Annotated in this window: 14 protein-coding genes; 8 read left to right on the top strand and 6 right to left on the bottom strand. The window is 47.5% G+C overall.

Going from position 1 to position 16,250, the window contains the following annotated elements:
- Nucleotides 1–77: 77 nt before the first annotated feature.
- On the bottom strand, nucleotides 78–2,735 hold the full coding sequence (locus tag NDI48_18100) for a chloride channel protein (GenBank protein MEP0833088.1): 2,658 nt from the start codon (nucleotides 2,733–2,735) through the stop codon (nucleotides 78–80).
- A 231-nt stretch (nucleotides 2,736–2,966) separates the two neighbouring features.
- Here NDI48_18100 and trxA point away from each other — a divergent pair, with 231 nt between their 5' ends.
- Nucleotides 2,967–3,299, top strand: a complete 333-nt coding sequence (gene trxA / locus NDI48_18095; GenBank protein MEP0833087.1) for a thioredoxin — start codon at nucleotides 2,967–2,969, stop codon at nucleotides 3,297–3,299.
- Between the two features lie 139 nt (nucleotides 3,300–3,438).
- On the opposite strand, the gene NDI48_18090 is transcribed toward trxA, so the two are convergent.
- The 4 genes from NDI48_18090 to NDI48_18075 all read right to left on the bottom strand — a co-directional run bounded on the left by NDI48_18090 (nucleotide 3,439) and on the right by NDI48_18075 (nucleotide 6,905).
- Nucleotides 3,439–4,137 carry a haloacid dehalogenase type II gene (locus NDI48_18090; GenBank protein MEP0833086.1) on the bottom strand — a complete coding sequence of 233 codons (699 nt, stop codon included), beginning with the start codon at nucleotides 4,135–4,137 and terminating at the stop codon, nucleotides 3,439–3,441.
- 255 nt (nucleotides 4,138–4,392) lie between these two features.
- The gene (locus NDI48_18085) at nucleotides 4,393–5,703 is read right to left on the bottom strand and encodes a TldD/PmbA family protein (protein ID MEP0833085.1); all 1,311 of its coding nucleotides are present in this window, start codon (nucleotides 5,701–5,703) and stop codon (nucleotides 4,393–4,395) included.
- A gap of 23 nt (nucleotides 5,704–5,726) precedes the next feature.
- Entirely contained in the window at nucleotides 5,727–5,984 is a 258-nt protein-coding gene (locus NDI48_18080; GenBank protein ID MEP0833084.1) for a hypothetical protein, read from the bottom strand.
- Nucleotides 5,985–6,041: 57 nt separating this feature from the next.
- The gene (locus NDI48_18075; protein ID MEP0833083.1) at nucleotides 6,042–6,905 is read right to left on the bottom strand and encodes a Tab2/Atab2 family RNA-binding protein; all 864 of its coding nucleotides are present in this window, start codon (nucleotides 6,903–6,905) and stop codon (nucleotides 6,042–6,044) included.
- Between the two features lie 184 nt (nucleotides 6,906–7,089).
- Here NDI48_18075 and NDI48_18070 point away from each other — a divergent pair, with 184 nt between their 5' ends.
- Nucleotides 7,090–7,479 (top strand): nuclear transport factor 2 family protein, encoded by a 390-nt coding sequence (locus tag NDI48_18070; protein ID MEP0833082.1) that lies wholly within the window; start codon nucleotides 7,090–7,092, stop codon nucleotides 7,477–7,479.
- A gap of 330 nt (nucleotides 7,480–7,809) precedes the next feature.
- Here the strand turns inward: NDI48_18070 and polA are convergent, their stop codons facing one another.
- Entirely contained in the window at nucleotides 7,810–10,893 is a 3,084-nt protein-coding gene (gene polA, locus NDI48_18065; GenBank protein MEP0833081.1) for a DNA polymerase I, read from the bottom strand.
- A gap of 613 nt (nucleotides 10,894–11,506) precedes the next feature.
- Between polA and NDI48_18060 the strand changes: the two genes are divergently transcribed.
- The 6 genes from NDI48_18060 to NDI48_18035 all read left to right on the top strand — a co-directional run bounded on the left by NDI48_18060 (nucleotide 11,507) and on the right by NDI48_18035 (nucleotide 16,250).
- Nucleotides 11,507–11,707, top strand: coding sequence for an NblA/ycf18 family protein (locus NDI48_18060; protein ID MEP0833080.1), 201 nt, complete (start codon nucleotides 11,507–11,509; stop codon nucleotides 11,705–11,707).
- A 402-nt stretch (nucleotides 11,708–12,109) separates the two neighbouring features.
- Nucleotides 12,110–12,988, top strand: a complete 879-nt coding sequence (locus NDI48_18055) for a universal stress protein (GenBank protein ID MEP0833079.1) — start codon at nucleotides 12,110–12,112, stop codon at nucleotides 12,986–12,988.
- Between the two features lie 264 nt (nucleotides 12,989–13,252).
- A complete protein-coding gene (locus NDI48_18050; protein MEP0833078.1) occupies nucleotides 13,253–13,579 on the top strand; it encodes a hypothetical protein in 327 nt (108 codons plus the stop codon).
- A complete protein-coding gene (locus tag NDI48_18045) occupies nucleotides 13,521–15,209 on the top strand; it encodes an ABC transporter ATP-binding protein/permease (protein ID MEP0833077.1) in 1,689 nt (562 codons plus the stop codon). The genes NDI48_18050 and NDI48_18045 overlap by 59 nt, the downstream gene beginning before the upstream one ends.
- Before the next feature lie 125 nt (nucleotides 15,210–15,334).
- Complete coding sequence (locus tag NDI48_18040; protein ID MEP0833076.1) at nucleotides 15,335–15,802, top strand: DUF262 domain-containing protein; 468 nt, start codon at nucleotides 15,335–15,337, stop codon at nucleotides 15,800–15,802.
- On the top strand, nucleotides 15,786–16,250 hold the full coding sequence (locus tag NDI48_18035; GenBank protein ID MEP0833075.1) for a VOC family protein: 465 nt from the start codon (nucleotides 15,786–15,788) through the stop codon (nucleotides 16,248–16,250). Before NDI48_18040 ends, NDI48_18035 begins: the two co-directional genes overlap by 17 nt.

Raw genomic sequence — 16,250 nt, 5'->3', positions numbered from 1 at the left:
CCTTTGGACTAAAGCTGCGGTTAAAAAAGGGGGAACAGGCGATCGCCTTTGCCTTAAGCGCGTAGCGACGAAACAGATCACCCTGATGGCGAGAGAGCACCACGTACCAGAATGACGGTGCTGTTGACACCTCGTGCGATCGCTTCGGGAATATTGCCATGAACAACCTGCTGCAACAACCCTTCACGACTGGCTCCCAAAACAACAACATCGTAATGCTGTGTATGAGCCAAGCGAATGACGGCATCAGAGACAGAATAGGAACGGACGGGTATTGTCATTACTGTCTGGCACGAAAGATGATGGCTCAGGAGAAATGCGGCCTTTTCTAAGCCAGTGGTGTCTGGTAGAAGTATCGAAGGGACAAAAACTTGAGTCACCCCAATCATCAACGCTGAATTATGAGAGGTGAGCGCAGGTAAGAGTTGAAGCGCACAACTGGCATTAGGCCCTCCCGCGATCGGGACTAGCCAACGAGTCCAGGCGATCGGCAAAGGACAAGAGGCAACAGCAGTCCCATCCTTTTGTAGCTCTTCCCTGTGCCCCAATTTCACCAATACCAGCTCGCAGGGAGCTTGTCGAATCAGGGTATCAACAATACTGCCAAAGATGCGATTCGGGGTGGTGGGTAGCTCAGCTTTCCAACCCATGAGGATGAGACTAATATGTCGCTCCTTAATCGTCTCTAGAATGGCTTGAGCCGTATCGTGGGATACCCGGATTTGAGTATGAACCGGAATTTCCCAATCTCGCCCCATCTTTTCCGCCATCCGGAGCAAGCGGCGGCTTTTCGTGGTGCTTACCGCCGTTTGAGCGGGGTCGTGATGGCGCGGGATGGAGATAACCTGGAGACATTCGATCTCATAGTTGCGATCACGGGCGATCGCTGCCGCTAATTGCAACAGCACGGGTGCCGTTTGGGGATTCGCCAGGGTAACCAAAAGACGCCCTTTTCCTACCGCTGGGGCGCGAGTTTGATACACCACATAGGACGGCTCAGGGCGTGGCCCTACTTGCTTGGTATCACCACTGAGCTTATCGGCTTCGGCACGAATGATATCCGCACGCGTGATAATTCCCACCAACTTGCGATCTTCCGTAACCGGCAACCGACTGAGTTGATAACGGTTTAGTAGAAACAGAACTTCGCTCAACGTGTAGATCGGCTTAACGCTGATCGGTTGGGGCGTCATGATTTTAGCAAGAGGAGTCTCTCCTGGCAGTTGATTTTGGGTGGCATTGGCAATGTCTGTCTGAGTGATGATACCCACCAACTCACCCTGATCGACCACCGGAAATCCGCGATGATGGGAACGGGAGAAGGCTTGAACCGCCTCATCCAATGTCATCTGACTGGCTAGGGTTTCAACCCGACGCTGCATCAAATCCGCTGCCGTCAACCCAGCTAATGAACCCTGTTCAACTCCTTGTGTGGGTAAGGTGTAACCTCTCTTCTCCAACAGGCGCTGATAAAGTGACCCTTTGGAGAGCTTATCGGCAATCAGGTAAGACACTCCGGAGGTGATCATCAAAGGCAACACAAGATTGAAGTTCGCTGTCATCTCAAACACGATGACAATTGCCGTAATGGGTACCTTGGAGACAGCGCTAAAAAAGGCACCCATCCCTGCTAAGGCGTAACTCGTCGGCGAACCAAATCCCAGCAAATAAACCTCAGCCATCCCCACCAAGTAACCCAAGGCAGCACCCAACACCAGGGAGGGATGAAACAATCCCCCAGGTGCCCCAGAGCCATAGCAGACTAAGGTGAGAAAGAAGTAGGCGACAAAGGCAAAGCTGGTGAATTGCCAACTGGCTGTACCGGTCAGCAGTAACTCCCGTAACCCATTGTTGTCCCGAAAAGCAGGAGGCAATAGGGCAACGACGCAGCCACAAATCATCCCCGCCAAACCGATTTTCATCGGCAAATTCAGGTTGAGGCGATTGTAGAGAGTCAGACTGGCTAGAATTCCTTGATTAAATAAAGCACCGAGCAACCCAGCCAAAACACCCAATAACAGATAAAAGGGAATTTCGGGTGCGCTGAAACTGCTAGAGTGACTGCTCAGTTGTAAATTCAGATCTAAGGTACGCCCACCCAATAAGCGCGAGATCACAGCACCAATGAAGGAGGCAAGAATTGCCGTCCCCAGCGTCAAGTTAGAGAGATCGCGCAGGAGTTCTTCGATCACAAACAGAATACCGGCCAGGGGGGCATTAAAACCCGCCGCTAACCCAGCACCGGCACCGGCGGCAATCATCTGGCGTCGGTGATCGGGAGAGGTAGGCACCCAATGGCTCAATTGAGCGGCTAAAGCTGCACCGATATGTACGGTTGGCCCTTGTCGCCCTAATGTCAATCCAGCAGACATAGCGAGAATGCTGGTTACCAACTTGACGAAAGCTACCCGTAAATTGAGGGCAATGGGAAATAGGGCAAGTGCCCCCTTAATTTGCGGAACACCACTCCCCGTTGCCTCGGGTTCTAAGCGCTCGATGATAAAACCGCAAAGGAGTCCTAAGGAGAGTCCGATCGCAGGTAAGACTAAACTAGCGGGTAATTGGTTAGACGCATGAACGCGCCAGGTTCCAAGCCAGCCAGCACCTTGCTTGAGTAAGACACCTGAAAGTCCAGATACGATACCAATCAGACAGGCTTCTGCGATCGCCAGTCGTCGTCTGGGCAATAGCCACTGGCGCAAGCGGGTGGGAAGAGATACAGGTGATGTTGTCATTTGTCAGTAGCAACGGACAACAGATACTGAACAAGGAAAATCAGTGATCAGCCTTACCCTTAGGGTAAGGCTAGGAAACAAAGCAGGTCAGCTTTCACAAAACCTGTCTAAATTAATAATTAATTGCAGTCGAAAATTAAGCCTATCCAGGTCTATAATAGACGGATGTTACATGAAAAATCATTTAACTTATAGTTGTTTTTTGATAATCTCAAACATTGAGGAATATCCATGAGTAAAGTAGCCCAGATCCAAGATAGTGAATTTGATGAACTTTTAACCTATGAAGGGCTAGTTATCATTGATTTTACGGCTCCCTGGTGTGGCCCGTGTCGCAAAATTGCACCGTTGATGGAACAACTGGCTGAGGACTACGAGGGCCATGTCAAGGTTGCCAAGTTAGACATCGACCAAAATAAAATTAATGCCAAGAAATTTGGGATAAAAAGTATTCCAGCCGTCCTCATGTTTAAGGGGGGTGAAATTGTAGAAAATCTGGTGGGTGTTGCCCCTTATGAAAAGTTTACTAGTGCCGTTGATCAGCACATTAAGGCTTTTACCTAAACTCTGTAAATTTACCAAAATTAGGTTAAATCTCTTCAATCCCTAGATTTTGGGAGAATTAATCAAAGTAAGTCTATGCTTATTTGTTGATTCTCCCAGAGTCAGCCCAGTACCAGATTTAGGACGATTAAACGTCTAATTAATCTAGACCCATGAGAGACACCAATGAGTTTAAATCGGAGACCTCTAAATCTGGATTACTGCTTGCTGGAGCTGTTGCACCAAAACCTTCTTGACCTTTTCTGCGGTTAACCCATACGGCAGTAATACCCAGCGTCTTAGCGGGAATTATATCGTGATAAATACTTTGGGCAACATGTAAAAGTTTTTCAGGGGTGATGCCCATTCGCTGAATTGCCATTTCAAAATTTTGCACCGAAGGTTTATAGGATTTGACTTGCTCCGCTGTGATGAGCCAATCAAATTCCACTTCTAGCTTTTGGGCTGTATGGGCAAATAATTCATCATCAATATTGGAAATAATAGCCAGTTTATATCTTTTTTTGAGTGCTTTTAGAGCCTCAACTGTATCCGGAAAAGGTTCCCAGTGTTGAATGGATTCAGCCAAAGCATTGGCTTCAGAGTCTGTGGGTGTAAAGTTGAACGTTTTACCGAAGTCATGAACAACATTTTTAAGAACATCTCTATATTTCAAGTAATCGCCTGACTCTTGCATCGATTCTTGTTGAGCGAATAACTCAAGAATTTCTCTATCACTCACATGAATATTGTGGTTAGAGAGAATGGTTTGGAACGCCAATAAAATCCCACTTTCCCAATTAATTAAAGTTCCATAGCAATCAAAACTTAAGACTTCAAATTGCTGAAAATTGCTCATTTGCTTGTTTTTCGTTATTAACTCAACTTGGTAGAGGGTTCATCACTGATTGCTTAGAGGGTGATTCAGCGTTGGTGCAGGATATCATCACCCAAGTTGGGTCACCCCATCATTTTTTAGGAAAACCCCACAGGCGATTGTTCACGACAAAAGATAGTTTCCAGGGTGAATAAAATTTTGTCGTTTCAGCCGCTATTGGCTAGATAAATTAGAAATTTCAACCCATTACCCATTACCCATTTACTTACAACATAACTAATTTCTCCCTGTAGTTGAGATTCCCTCAACGATGAGAGATGGGGTGTAACACGGGCCATTCCAGTCGGCATCATCACCTAATGCCACGAGTTGCTTCAGCACGGTGTAAACATTACCAGCAATCATGGTGTCTTTGACACGGCCTGTAATCTCTCCCTTGTGGACTCGATAGCCTAATTCAACGTTGACAGAAAACTCCCCACTGATGCCGGCACCTCCTCCCAGTAATTGATCGACGACTAATCCCTCATCGAGTTGTGCGATTAAGTCACACAGTGACCCTTTTCCAGGTTGAATCAGCAAGTTGACTAAACCTGGCGTTGGATAACTACCCATGCCAGGGCGAAATCCGTTGCCGGTCGTGCCAGTACCGAGTAATCTCCCCGTCGTGCGATCGCCATAAAATTGTTGCAATCGCCCTTCTCTAATTAATAAAAGAGGTTGGGTTGGGCTACCTTCATCATCAAAGGGGCAGCTATAAGGGCCGGTATCGGGTTGCTGAGAAAGAGTCAGGGGGTCTGCCATCACCACTTCACCCAAGCGATCGCTCCATGGAGAGGCTCCCTCCAGCACCTGTCTGCCATTCAACGCGGCCTGAACCGTGTCCCAGAGCAAATCGGCGGCTTTCGCCGTCAACAAAATCGGCACACGACGACGCGGAGGGGAGACGTTTTCTTTAGCCCAGTTCAAGCGTTGTAAAATACTTTGAACCACTTTGTCTGGGTCAAGCTTTCCCCGCTCCGTCTGACCATCGGCAACATTGAGAAAGTCTTCGCCTCGTACCCATTCGGCGGCGAGGAAACAGCTCAGGGTGGTGTCGGTGTAATAACAATCTAACCCGTTAGAGTTCAGCAAGCGCGTGGTTTCTTCCTCACATTCCCACTCAGCGGTACAGAGGACTTCCGGGTAGGCATCGCGAATCTGAGCGATCGCGCCTTTCCCCATTTCCACCAATTCTTCTACGGGTACCGCCTCTCCCAAGTCAGGATAGTGTTCGGTTCGGGCATCCGCCAGTTCTACGGGTTCCGGTTCATTGAGCTGCGTCATGGCGATCGCCCGATCCACTAAAGCTTGAGGTTCAACCGGGCCATAGGCAACCGTCAGTCCTGGACGCCCGTCTCGCCACAGCCGTAGCGCTACCCCTTCGGCTTGGCTGCTTTCTAGCTGCTTGAGCCGATTGGCTTCAAAAAAGACGGGTCGAGCCAGCGATCGCGACTGATAGACTTCTGCATGTTGCGCCCCTGAGCGCAGGGCTAAATCTATCAGCTGCTCAGTATGCAGCGACGAAGGCAAATCGTGATGAGCCATATCTAAAAGCTGTTTGTCAGTTGTCAGTTGGCAGGACAGGCAGGACGCCTGTCTATCAGTTGGCGGTTGGTAGGACAGGCGTCCTGTCTGTCAATGACCAATGACCTATAAAGGCTGAAGGCTTTAGTGCAAAGCAGAACCCGAACAGTAGGCTGAAGGTTCAACGTCTTTTCCTCCCTCCCTAATGGGCAGAAGTTTTTGACACCCACCAACCTCAAAAAAGCATCTTTCCCTTTGATGGAATCTCTAATCCAAGGAGTGTTCCGTACTTCATCCTTCATACTTCACACTTCATACTTCACATTTCATCCTTCAGATGACCAATGACACACCCAGCACTACTTCAACTCTTGCAACAGCCAAAATCCGGCAAAGGATTCTGAGGTTGGTGTTGACTGAATCGCCAAAAAATGCACCCCATCCGCCTTTTGTTTGGCTAACTCGAACCCTTTAGCGTCTGCTAGGGTTTGCGAGTCTCTGAGTGTAGCCAGAATCCAGCTATCACTGGCACCAGTTTCCAGTAACAATCTTGCTGTTTCTGCACTTTCAAATCTCACGAACGCCAGCTCTAAGCCCGACATCCATCCTGCCAGGGGCGTTGCTCTAGAAGAGAATATAATAATTCCGGGGATTTGAGTATCGGGGGCAAGCCCCATCATGGACAGAGGAAAGGCTTCACTAAAGCCGATGTCCCACTCATTCATTTCCTCAAACGCCCCTACTTCTAACGTCACAAACGCCCACTTGTCATATTGCAAAACGTCTGGTAAAGGTTGAGGAATTGGGGGTTGATATTGAACAAACGACGAAGCGGCGGCTGTTGGTTTATATCCAGGCTGCTTGGGATAAAATCCTAGTATTCGTTGATCTAACCACCGCTCTAGGGTGTAAGTGCGGCGACTAGGGATAACGCGGATACCAAGCTCTTCGCAGGCTTTGGTAATCATATTGCTCATCTGACGCCGAAAAAAGCGAATTTTCTGGGGCGCTTGTTTGCTTTGGGCGATCGCCTCTGCTAACGCCTCCCGCAACCAAATAGAATTAACCTCTTGACTGGGACAAAACTGAGCATATTGAAACAGCTCATCAGGGGACTGGCGCGTATCCAAAGGACTCTCGCACACTAAGATTTCCCAAATCTTTTTCTGATTTTCGTCTAAAATCGGTCGCGAGTAAAAATCTAATTCCCAAACGATACTCATGCCAAAAAATCATTATCTGATCCCTTCCTTATCATACGGGTCAAGGTGACTTCGCTTGAGTAAAGCAGTAATGGAGTTATTATTTTTATTTGCTACAGATGGTTTCCTAATAATTGATCATGGTTCATTGGTCAAGAGGTAATCCGTTCACCCTTCCCCATTTCCGTATTACGGTGTATCTATTATGTCTGATGAGTGTGCTCAGGTCTTAGTGGCAAACGAAACGTTTTATCGTGCATTCGAGAAAAAAGACATCGAATCAATGAATGCTGTTTGGTCTCAGGGAACAGGGAGTCGTTGCATTCACCCCGGACGTGATGTAATACGCGGATGGAAGGATATTCGCTACTCCTGGGAACAAATATTTAAAAATACCAACTACCTAGAGATAGATACTGAAATTATTTCGATAGAGCTTCGCGACACTATTGCCTACGTCATTCTAATCGAGAAAGTCCTTCAAGTTATCGGGGGGAGACGCATCAAAGCCGAGTCTATTGCAACAAATGTTTTTGAACGCATGGCATCTTCATGGTATTTGGTTCATCATCACGGCAGTCCGATCATGCGCTGATTTTGAATTGAACAATAAGAGTCCAGAGTTAGTAGCCACGGGGAAGCTGTCTGCTCTGAGCAGTATTGGCCTATCTGATATCGCTTCATTTCAACCTTTCACGTACCTTCTCGCGAAAATCCAGAACGGCCTCTCAGGGGTCAGGTTGCATCACCTACTCTGCTACACTGCGAAATCGAGACCGGGCAGCAACTCACTTTTGGGGACTTTCTCGTACTCCTCCCCCCGCAAGCGATGGATTGAAAACTGGTTATTTTGAGCTGTTCAGCTCCCCGACTTATTCAAGCAGTCGCGTATTTTGGCGTTTCCAAACCATTGAGGATTGCTATATTACTTCGTCTCCATCCAGTTTTGACCCGCATGGATATCAACCATCAAGGGAACACTCAACTCAACGGCTGATTCCATTGTTTCCCGAATTTTAGGCTGCAATTCTTCCCAAACATCGGGTCGAACTTCAAAGACTAATTCATCATGGACTTGCAATAATAAACGTGCTTTTTCCTGATAGTCCTGCAACAGGTTATGGACATTCACCATCGCAATTTTGATGATGTCCGCACTTGAGCCTTGAATGGGAGCATTCGCCGCCGCACGTAGCAAACCGGCATCATATTGATCGCGCACTCCAATTTTATTGAGTTCAATCTCCTGGGGGTTTTTGCCTTTATAGCTGCGAAGGGTACCACTGTTGAACTCGAAATAACGGCGGCGTCCTAGAATAGTTTCAACATAACCTTGTGCGATCGCTTCTCGTTGTAACTTCTGCAAATACGCAAAAACCTTAGGATAGCGTTGGTTAAACAGCTCAATAAACTTCTTCCCTTCTGTCGCACTAACCCCAGCTTCTCGCGCAAAGCGTTGCGCCCCCATTCCATAAATTACGCCAAAATTAATCGTCTTACCCAAACGACGTTCATCGGGTGTCACCGTTTCTTTTTCAAACAGCAATCGTGCCGTTACGGTGTGAACATCTTCTTTGTTTTGATACGTTTCAACAAGTACGGGCTCTTGACTAAAATGCGCCAAGATGCGTAACTCAATTTGGGAATAGTCTGCCGCTGCCAACAACCAACCCGGTTCTGGAATAAATGCCTGACGAATCTTCCGACTAAAGGCGGTACGGATGGGAATATTTTGTAAATTAGGATTAGAAGATGACAAACGCCCTGTGCTGGTTGCCGTCTGATTATAATCGGTATGCACTCGCTGCGTATCTGGACGCACCAGTGCGGGTAGTGCATCCACATAGGTTGATTTCAACTTAGATAGAGTGCGGTGTTCTAAAATTGCATCAACAACCGGATGATCGCCAGAAAGTTTTTCTAAAGTTGCCGCATCCGTAGAGTAGCCTGTCTTAATTTTTCGGGATTTTTTACGGTCTAATCCTAATGTTTCAAACAGCAATTCACTTAACTGTTTAGGAGAGCCTAAATTAAATTGTCCTCCTGCTGCCTGATAAGCTTTCTGCTCAATGGCTGCTAAATCTTGTTCTAGCTGTTGCGAGAGCTCTTGTAGATAGGCGGTATCAATGCGAATACCCTGATATTCCATCTCAGCTAAGACGGGTTCCAAAGGCTGTTCAACATTTAGCAACAACTCATGCAATTTTGCAACGGGTTCCAGTTCTGTTCGTAACTTGGGAACCAGGCTAAATGTGGTGTAGGCATCCATGCCGCAGTAATCGGCAACGGCTTGGATACTCACATCAGCAATTGTCTTACCTTTCGGAACTAGTTCTGAGTAACTTTTAGGCTTTATCCCTAAATATTTCTGTGATAGCTCGGTGAGGTTATGTGTCGTATCTGGATTGAGAATGTAACTCGCCAGCATCGTATCAAAGACAACCCCAGCTAACTCGATACCCTGGCAACGTAGCACTAAGCGGTCAAATTTGGCATTCTGCAATGCTTTGGGATAATTAGCATTTTCTAGAATTGGGCGCAACGCTTCTAGAACTGTATTTTTATCTAAATTGTTACCCTCTTTATGACCGATGGGAATATAGGCAATTTCCACATCTAAAGGCGGAATTTCACCTAGTCCTCCCTCCTCCGTTCCCCCTGTTGATAAGGGAGGACTAGGGGGGGTAGGTGCAAAGCAACAACCAATGCCGACTAACTGGGCGTCTCGTGGCTCTAAATCGCTGGTTTCTGTGTCCCAGGCAACAGGGATTGCTGAGTCAGTGCAGTTTTGTAGCTGCTTAACTAACTCGTCAAGTTTTTCGGGTGTATTGATGATGGTGGGTTGAATTCCAGACTGATTAGAAGAGGTTTGTTTCTGGTATTCTTCGGTATCAGCCGCACTGAAAAACCACAAATCCCCATCTTCGGGTTGTGGGGTTGCGAGTACATTAGATTCAGCTTTTCTCGATTCCTCGTGTAGCGGCAAGGCAGGCTTTTCCTCTACCGGAGTTTTGGTTTCTGCCGCCGCTCGACCGCCAAAAATCTGCTGAAGCTGGTCAATTTTTCCTAAAAATTTCTGAAACTCCAACTTTTCTAACAGGGGTTTCAAAATAGCGGTATCAAATCCCTCTAGTTTGCCATCGGCTAGAGTGATGTTGACTGGGGCATTAAATGATAGTTGGGCAAGATAGCGAGAATGCTCTGCCTCTTGTTTGCCAACTTCTAGTTTTATCTTGGTAGCGCCTTTAATCTCGTCAAGGGCAGCATATATTCCCTCCAGAGATCCATAACGCTCTAGCAACTGAACGGCTGTTTTTTCCCCAATTCCCTTGACTCCAGGAATATTATCGGATTTATCACCACAAAGGGCTTTGTAATCTACAACCTGATTGGGAAAAATGCCCAGTTTCTGCTTAACCTGTTCTGGACCAAATTCCGTTGGGCCACTAGAACGTCCCTGTCTCAAAAACTCGCTGCTCAGATACAAAATACTGATACTTTGGTCGGGATCGATTAGCTGATATAAATCGCGATCGCCGGTTAAAATTTTGACCCGATAACCTGTTTCACTGGCTTGTTTGGCTAACGTTGCCAAAATATCATCGGCTTCATAACCCGGAGAAGTCACCACCGGCACTTTTAACGCCGCAAGCAACTCCTTGAGATTTTCTAAATCTTGGATGAAGTCTTGTGGGGTATCGGGTCGGTCGGCTTTGTAGGTATCATCCGCTTTGTGGCGAAAGGTTGGCTCTTTCGTATCAAAGGCAACAGCCATTGACTGGGGTTGCTCTGAACCCATGACTTCCAAAAGCGACTGGAGAAATCCAAAACAGACACTCGTGGGAATATCCGTCTGCTTGGTTCGCATTCCCCCTGTTCGGCTCTTGGCAAGGGCATAGTACGAGCGAAAGGCTAAAGAATGACCGTCAACCAGGATGAATAACGGTAACTCTACCGATGAGGCGTCGGTAGTGGCTTCAGGGTTGGAGGCAGGAGTGGATTGAGACATAGCCCCATTTTAGCGACTTCCTCTCTCACTCCCCCATCCTCATCCTCGTATGAGATCCAGCGCTTCTGGGGTTAGATAGAAAAAAGCAGTTGGATCTCCCCGCCAACTGCTTTAAAAGTCACTGAGTAAACCTTGTATTTCAAGACTTCTATTTGTATCTGATTTAACAACTCTGTGTCTAGAAGTTTGACGTCTCTTGTTGAAAGCTTTATTTATTTCCCGATTTATATAAAGTTTTGATGGAAACTCTTGTCAGCATTAGCTGGGAAAAAAGTCAACAGATCCTTAATCCGACAAGCTTTTCTCCCTCTACTTGGGCTGGCAACGGTAAGTACAAGTACTTATTAAGTGTTCACAGTGAGCAGTTTGCTCCGTGACAATGTTGATAAAACAGCCTAAACCTTAAGTCGGAAACTTTCACCGAAGCTTTTCCTTCTTTTGGTTTAACAGAAGTACCTAAATCGGAGGATGGTCATTTTGTCAAACACTTGTTACGCTTTGTAATAACAGGAGTAAAAGCTGAGTTAGCTCACCGATACTGACACCTCTTCTACTCAGAGCTTCTGTAACCAAAACGTTCCTTCTCGTTAATCTAGTTAGCAAGGAGTTAACTATGTCTGGACCTACCAAACTTTCTTTGGAACAACAATTCAGCATCCGGTCTTTCCAATCTCAGGTTGACCAAATGAGCCGTGAGCAAGCCCAAGATTTCTTGGTCAAGCTCTATGAGCAAATGATGGTGCGTGAAAATATGTATAAAGAGTTTCTGAAGCAAGAATGGGGACTCGCGCCAAATCCTCAGTTTGAGTCGTAGTAGCCCTGTCTGTAGTGGGCGACCTCCGTCTCTTGCTCGGTTCCGCGCTCGGAAAGGAGCTGGGGGTGCTGGGGCGTCAACTCAAGTACCAAGGCGAAAATAGACTAAACGAGTAGATTAAGGTAAGTTTCTACATCTTCAGAAATCTTTGACACAGAGCGTCGTTGGCTAGTGTAAAAGCTTGAACCAAAGCAAAAAGATTTCCCATCAGATCGTCTAAAGTTGTGAATGAATCGTGATGCTCTCATGCCTGGATTCGCTTGCTCCTTTCAATCATCGAGAATCCAAGACCCATCCATTCATCAGCTATAAGTTTTATCTGAATTCATCACTCATTCTTTTGAGGCAGTAGCAAGGGGAGCCGTTGGTGGTAGTGTTAGGAAAAAGCCAACTGCTCTGCATATGTTTCAGCGTTGCTTAATCTGCACCGATTTTTCGGACGGTTTATATCGGCTTGTAGAGTTTGTGCCAAGTTTGGCAGCTAGCGGCATCAAGCAGATCATTTTTTTGCATAGTGTTCCTTTATGGGACGAGGGAGAAATCCCTCGGATAGACCAAGAAGCGATAGATAAAGCTCGCGATCGCTTCCAAGAACGCCTGAAGAACGTTCCAGAAGGCGTGGAAGTCAAAATTGAGGTTATTTCAGGGCGTCCGTTCGATACAATCCCCAAGGTGGCAAAGACTTATCAGGCGGATGTCATTTTTATCGGTATGCCAATGCGTAGCTTGTTGCAAGAAAAGCTGTTTGGCAGTACCTCAGCAGGTTTGGTAAGAACGTGTTCGACTCCAGTGCTGAGCCTACGACCGCAACTCATTTCTACCTATACTTGCGAAGAACTTGAGCTGCGCTGCCAGCATCTATTCCGCTATTTGCTGCTTCCCTACGATGGGAGTAACGCCGCGAAATATATAGTGCAAAGGGTGAAGGAGTATGCCCAGAACCGACCCGATCGCTCATTAGAACAGTGTATGCTCCTATGGGTTGTTAGCGAAGGAGGGCGTCGAGAAGTACCGAAGGATTATCATGTACGAGAAGCACAGGAACAGTTGGAATCGGTTAAAGCGGAGTTGGAACAGTTAGGTTTACAAGTTCATGCACAGGTGCGACGAGGAAATGCCTATGAAGAGATTTTGGATGCGGCATTAGAGTTTGATATCAGTGCGATCGCCATTTCCTCGGATAATTTAGGAAAGCTGATTGAGTGGCCTGTCCGTAGCTTTGCGGGTGAGTTGATGCGCCGCAGTTGGCATCCGGTTCTGTTCTTCCCGCCGCAACGATAGTGTTAGAGGTTACAGAAGGTTAAAGGTTTGAAGAAGATTGAAGGTTTGCATGGGTGAACCTCCCAACGGCTAAAACGGCTAACTTCATTAACCCACTTAGGACTTAGGTATTGACAGAATCAATATTATGTGTATTAAGCTCTACTCGATTTTTTAGCTGTCGAGAACAACGAAAGTATACTTAAAGCTTGCACCAGTCGAATAGTCTACATTTCATCTGCCCTGCTTGAGATTTAGACAGGCGTTAAAACCCAAAGTTGATTTTTGACCTCTCCGACCCTGGTGAAATTGCCCAATTGGTGCATTGTCCTGCTTAGAGTCACCGAGCACATCCATGACTTTTCCACTCAAAGCACGTTTGAAGAGCCAGGGAAATTCACCAAAAATGGTGATGCCGTCAATAAACCAACATTGGTTGGTGCGGATCGTCCTCCGGTCTATTTCCTACTTCCGCAGGGACTTATGGCTGATCGTCACGCTCTTGGTTCTGATCGGGGCATCGGTGGCTCTAAACCTTCTCAACGCCTGGCCGATGGCAATTCTAGTCGATACGGTTCTCTCACCAACCCCGAAACCCAACTGGATGCATAGGCTGTTTCTTGCCCCGTTCGGTGAAGGCAAGCTGAACCAAATTTTCGGAATGGCGCTCGTCGCGATGATGCTCAGAATCTTGAGCGATACCGTGATCATGCTCCGTAAGATGTTGAACTACCGCATCCAGTACAACGGAACCTTGCGGGTTCGCACCGAACTCTACGACAAAATGCAGGCGCTTAGTCTCGGCTGGCACGGTTCCCGATCGCAGGGCGACGCCATCTACCGATTGAGCTACGACAGCCTCGGCCCTTGGGGGGTGATCGATACGCTGATCGGCTCCACTGCCGCATCCGTTACCCTTACGGCGATGATCTGGATCATGCTGTCGCGCCATGTCCTTCTCACCGTGTTCGCACTTTCGTTCACGCCGCTTCTGTTACTCGCGAATTGGTACTTCGAGGGAAGGATTAGGCGTCGAGCGTTTGAGTCGAAGCAGACTGATGCGGTCATGACCTCGACCATGCAGCAAGCGATAGAGTTGATCGGACTGATCCAGTCTTTCGGTCGAGAAGCGACGGAATCGCGGCGCTTCGCACGGGCGGTCGATCGCAGCGTTAGTGCCGCCATGCGGCTCCATTGGAAAGAAAACCTCTATCCGCTCGCGGTTCAGGTAGTCTTCGCCTTGGGCAGCGGGGTAATCTTTGGCTACGGCGGCTACCTGGTCTATCGCGACCAGTTCTTGCGTCCGGTGCCGAACGGACTGACCCTCGGCGATCTGATCGTATTCCTAGCGTACCTCAATCAGTTCTGGGACCCGATCGGTTGGGTGTTGGGGTTCACTACCAAAATCCAGACGTTCGTAGCCTCATGCGATCGCGTCTTTACGGTCATGGACGAGCCGCCTGCGATCGCAGACGAGCCTGACGCGCGATCGCTTCCCGTTCATCCCCGCACCCTAACCCTTGCCGATGTGAGCTTCGAGTACAATTCTGGGCAACCCGTCTTACGCAACATCAATGCGAGTATCGAGCCGGGTCAGATGGTGGCGTTTTTGGGTCCTAGCGGGACGGGAAAGAGTACCCTGCTCAATCTTTTGCCGCGCTTCTACGACCCGACAGAGGGGAGCGTCCTCCTCGACGGCGTTGACCTCCGCACCCTTAAGGTTGCCGATGTCCGCAAACACATGGCGCTGGTCACGCAAGGCAGCCCACTCTTCCCCGGAACGATCGCAGAGAATATCGCCTATGGTCGCCCGGACGCTTTGTTCCACGAGATTCGGGAGGCGGCAGTCGAATCTGGGGCGGCTGAGTTCATCGAAACCTTGCCGGAGCAGTATGATACCTTGATTGCTGAGGGCGGTCAGAACCTTTCGGGCGGACAGAGGCAGCGCCTAGCGATCGCACGGGCGCTCGTCACTAAGGCTCCTATCCTCATCCTCGACGAACCCACGAACGCGCTGGACTTGAAGCACGAGCAGTGGGTGATAGAGACGCTCCAGCGTCTACGCCGTTCTCGAACCATCATTTTAGTCACGCATCGGCTGGAAACTGCCGTAGACTGCGATCGGATTTTTGTGATGCAGGAGGGCGAGATTGTTGAGGATGGCACCCATGCCGAACTCCTTGCCCGACAGGGACTCTACTTCCAAATGTTGGGCTACCCGACAGTAAAACCAAATCGGTGATCGTCTTGAGTAGCTTGTCTTTATTGGTATCGCTAGAATAATCCTACATGAGTCATGAACCAATCAAACCCAAATCATGCAAAGTATGGATTGATTACAGCTAACCCTATTATGGATAAAGTTAGATGAGTAGACTAATCAATTTTCAAACGGTATCTTGGTTTTGGGATATTTACACCAGACATCTCCTCGATCTCGATCCAGCCTATCAAAGACGCAGCGTTTGGAATCAAGATTACAAAGATTTTTTTATTGATACTGTACTTAATAGTTATCCAGCACCTGCATTTTTTTTGTATCAAGAAATTACTCCTGATGGCATCTCTAAATTTAGTATTGTTGATGGCAAACAAAGGTTATATACTCTGTTTGAATTTGTTGAAAATAAATTTCCTGTAAGTGAAACTGCAACTATTACAAGACTTAGAGGTAAATACTTCAAATATTTGGATATAAAAGTCAAGCAAGATTTTTGGAAATATCAATTTGCTGTTGAGTATGTTCCATCTTCAGATGAAGCAATAATCAATAATATATTTGACCGTATTAACAGTTATCCACTGAGTAATTCTTGTTATGGTATCTACCTCTGATTGTCTCAAAACTCGCCTTGCCCTAGGAACTTTACGTCGAGTACATCACATTGCCTTGAATGTACATGATATGCAGGCTTCTCGTCACTTCTATGGTACTATTCTTGGTCTGCACGAACTACAGGGTGAGGAGGTTCCAAAAACCCTTGTTGAGTTAGTCGCGGCGGGGAAAGTGGCTAACTTTGTCACTCCCGATGGCACAGTAATTGATTTGTTTTGGGAACCGGAACTTGTACCACCCGACCCTGACCCCAAACGGGGTTTTACTCGTGCCAATCACTTAGCATTTGATATCGCGCCAGAGTTATTTGACCAAGCGGTTGAAGTGCTACGAGAAAATCAAATTCTGATCGACCATGGCCCCCTTTCGCGCCCTACAGGACGAGGAATTTATTTCTATGACCCGGATGGCTTTATGATTGAAATCCGCTGCGACCCAATGGATTAA

This window comes from Microcoleus sp. AS-A8 (genome assembly GCA_039962225.1).
GTDB lineage: Bacteria > Cyanobacteriota > Cyanobacteriia > Cyanobacteriales > Coleofasciculaceae > Allocoleopsis.
Note: the sequence above shows the minus strand (reverse complement) of the source record. Positions and strands in the feature narration are given on the sequence as shown.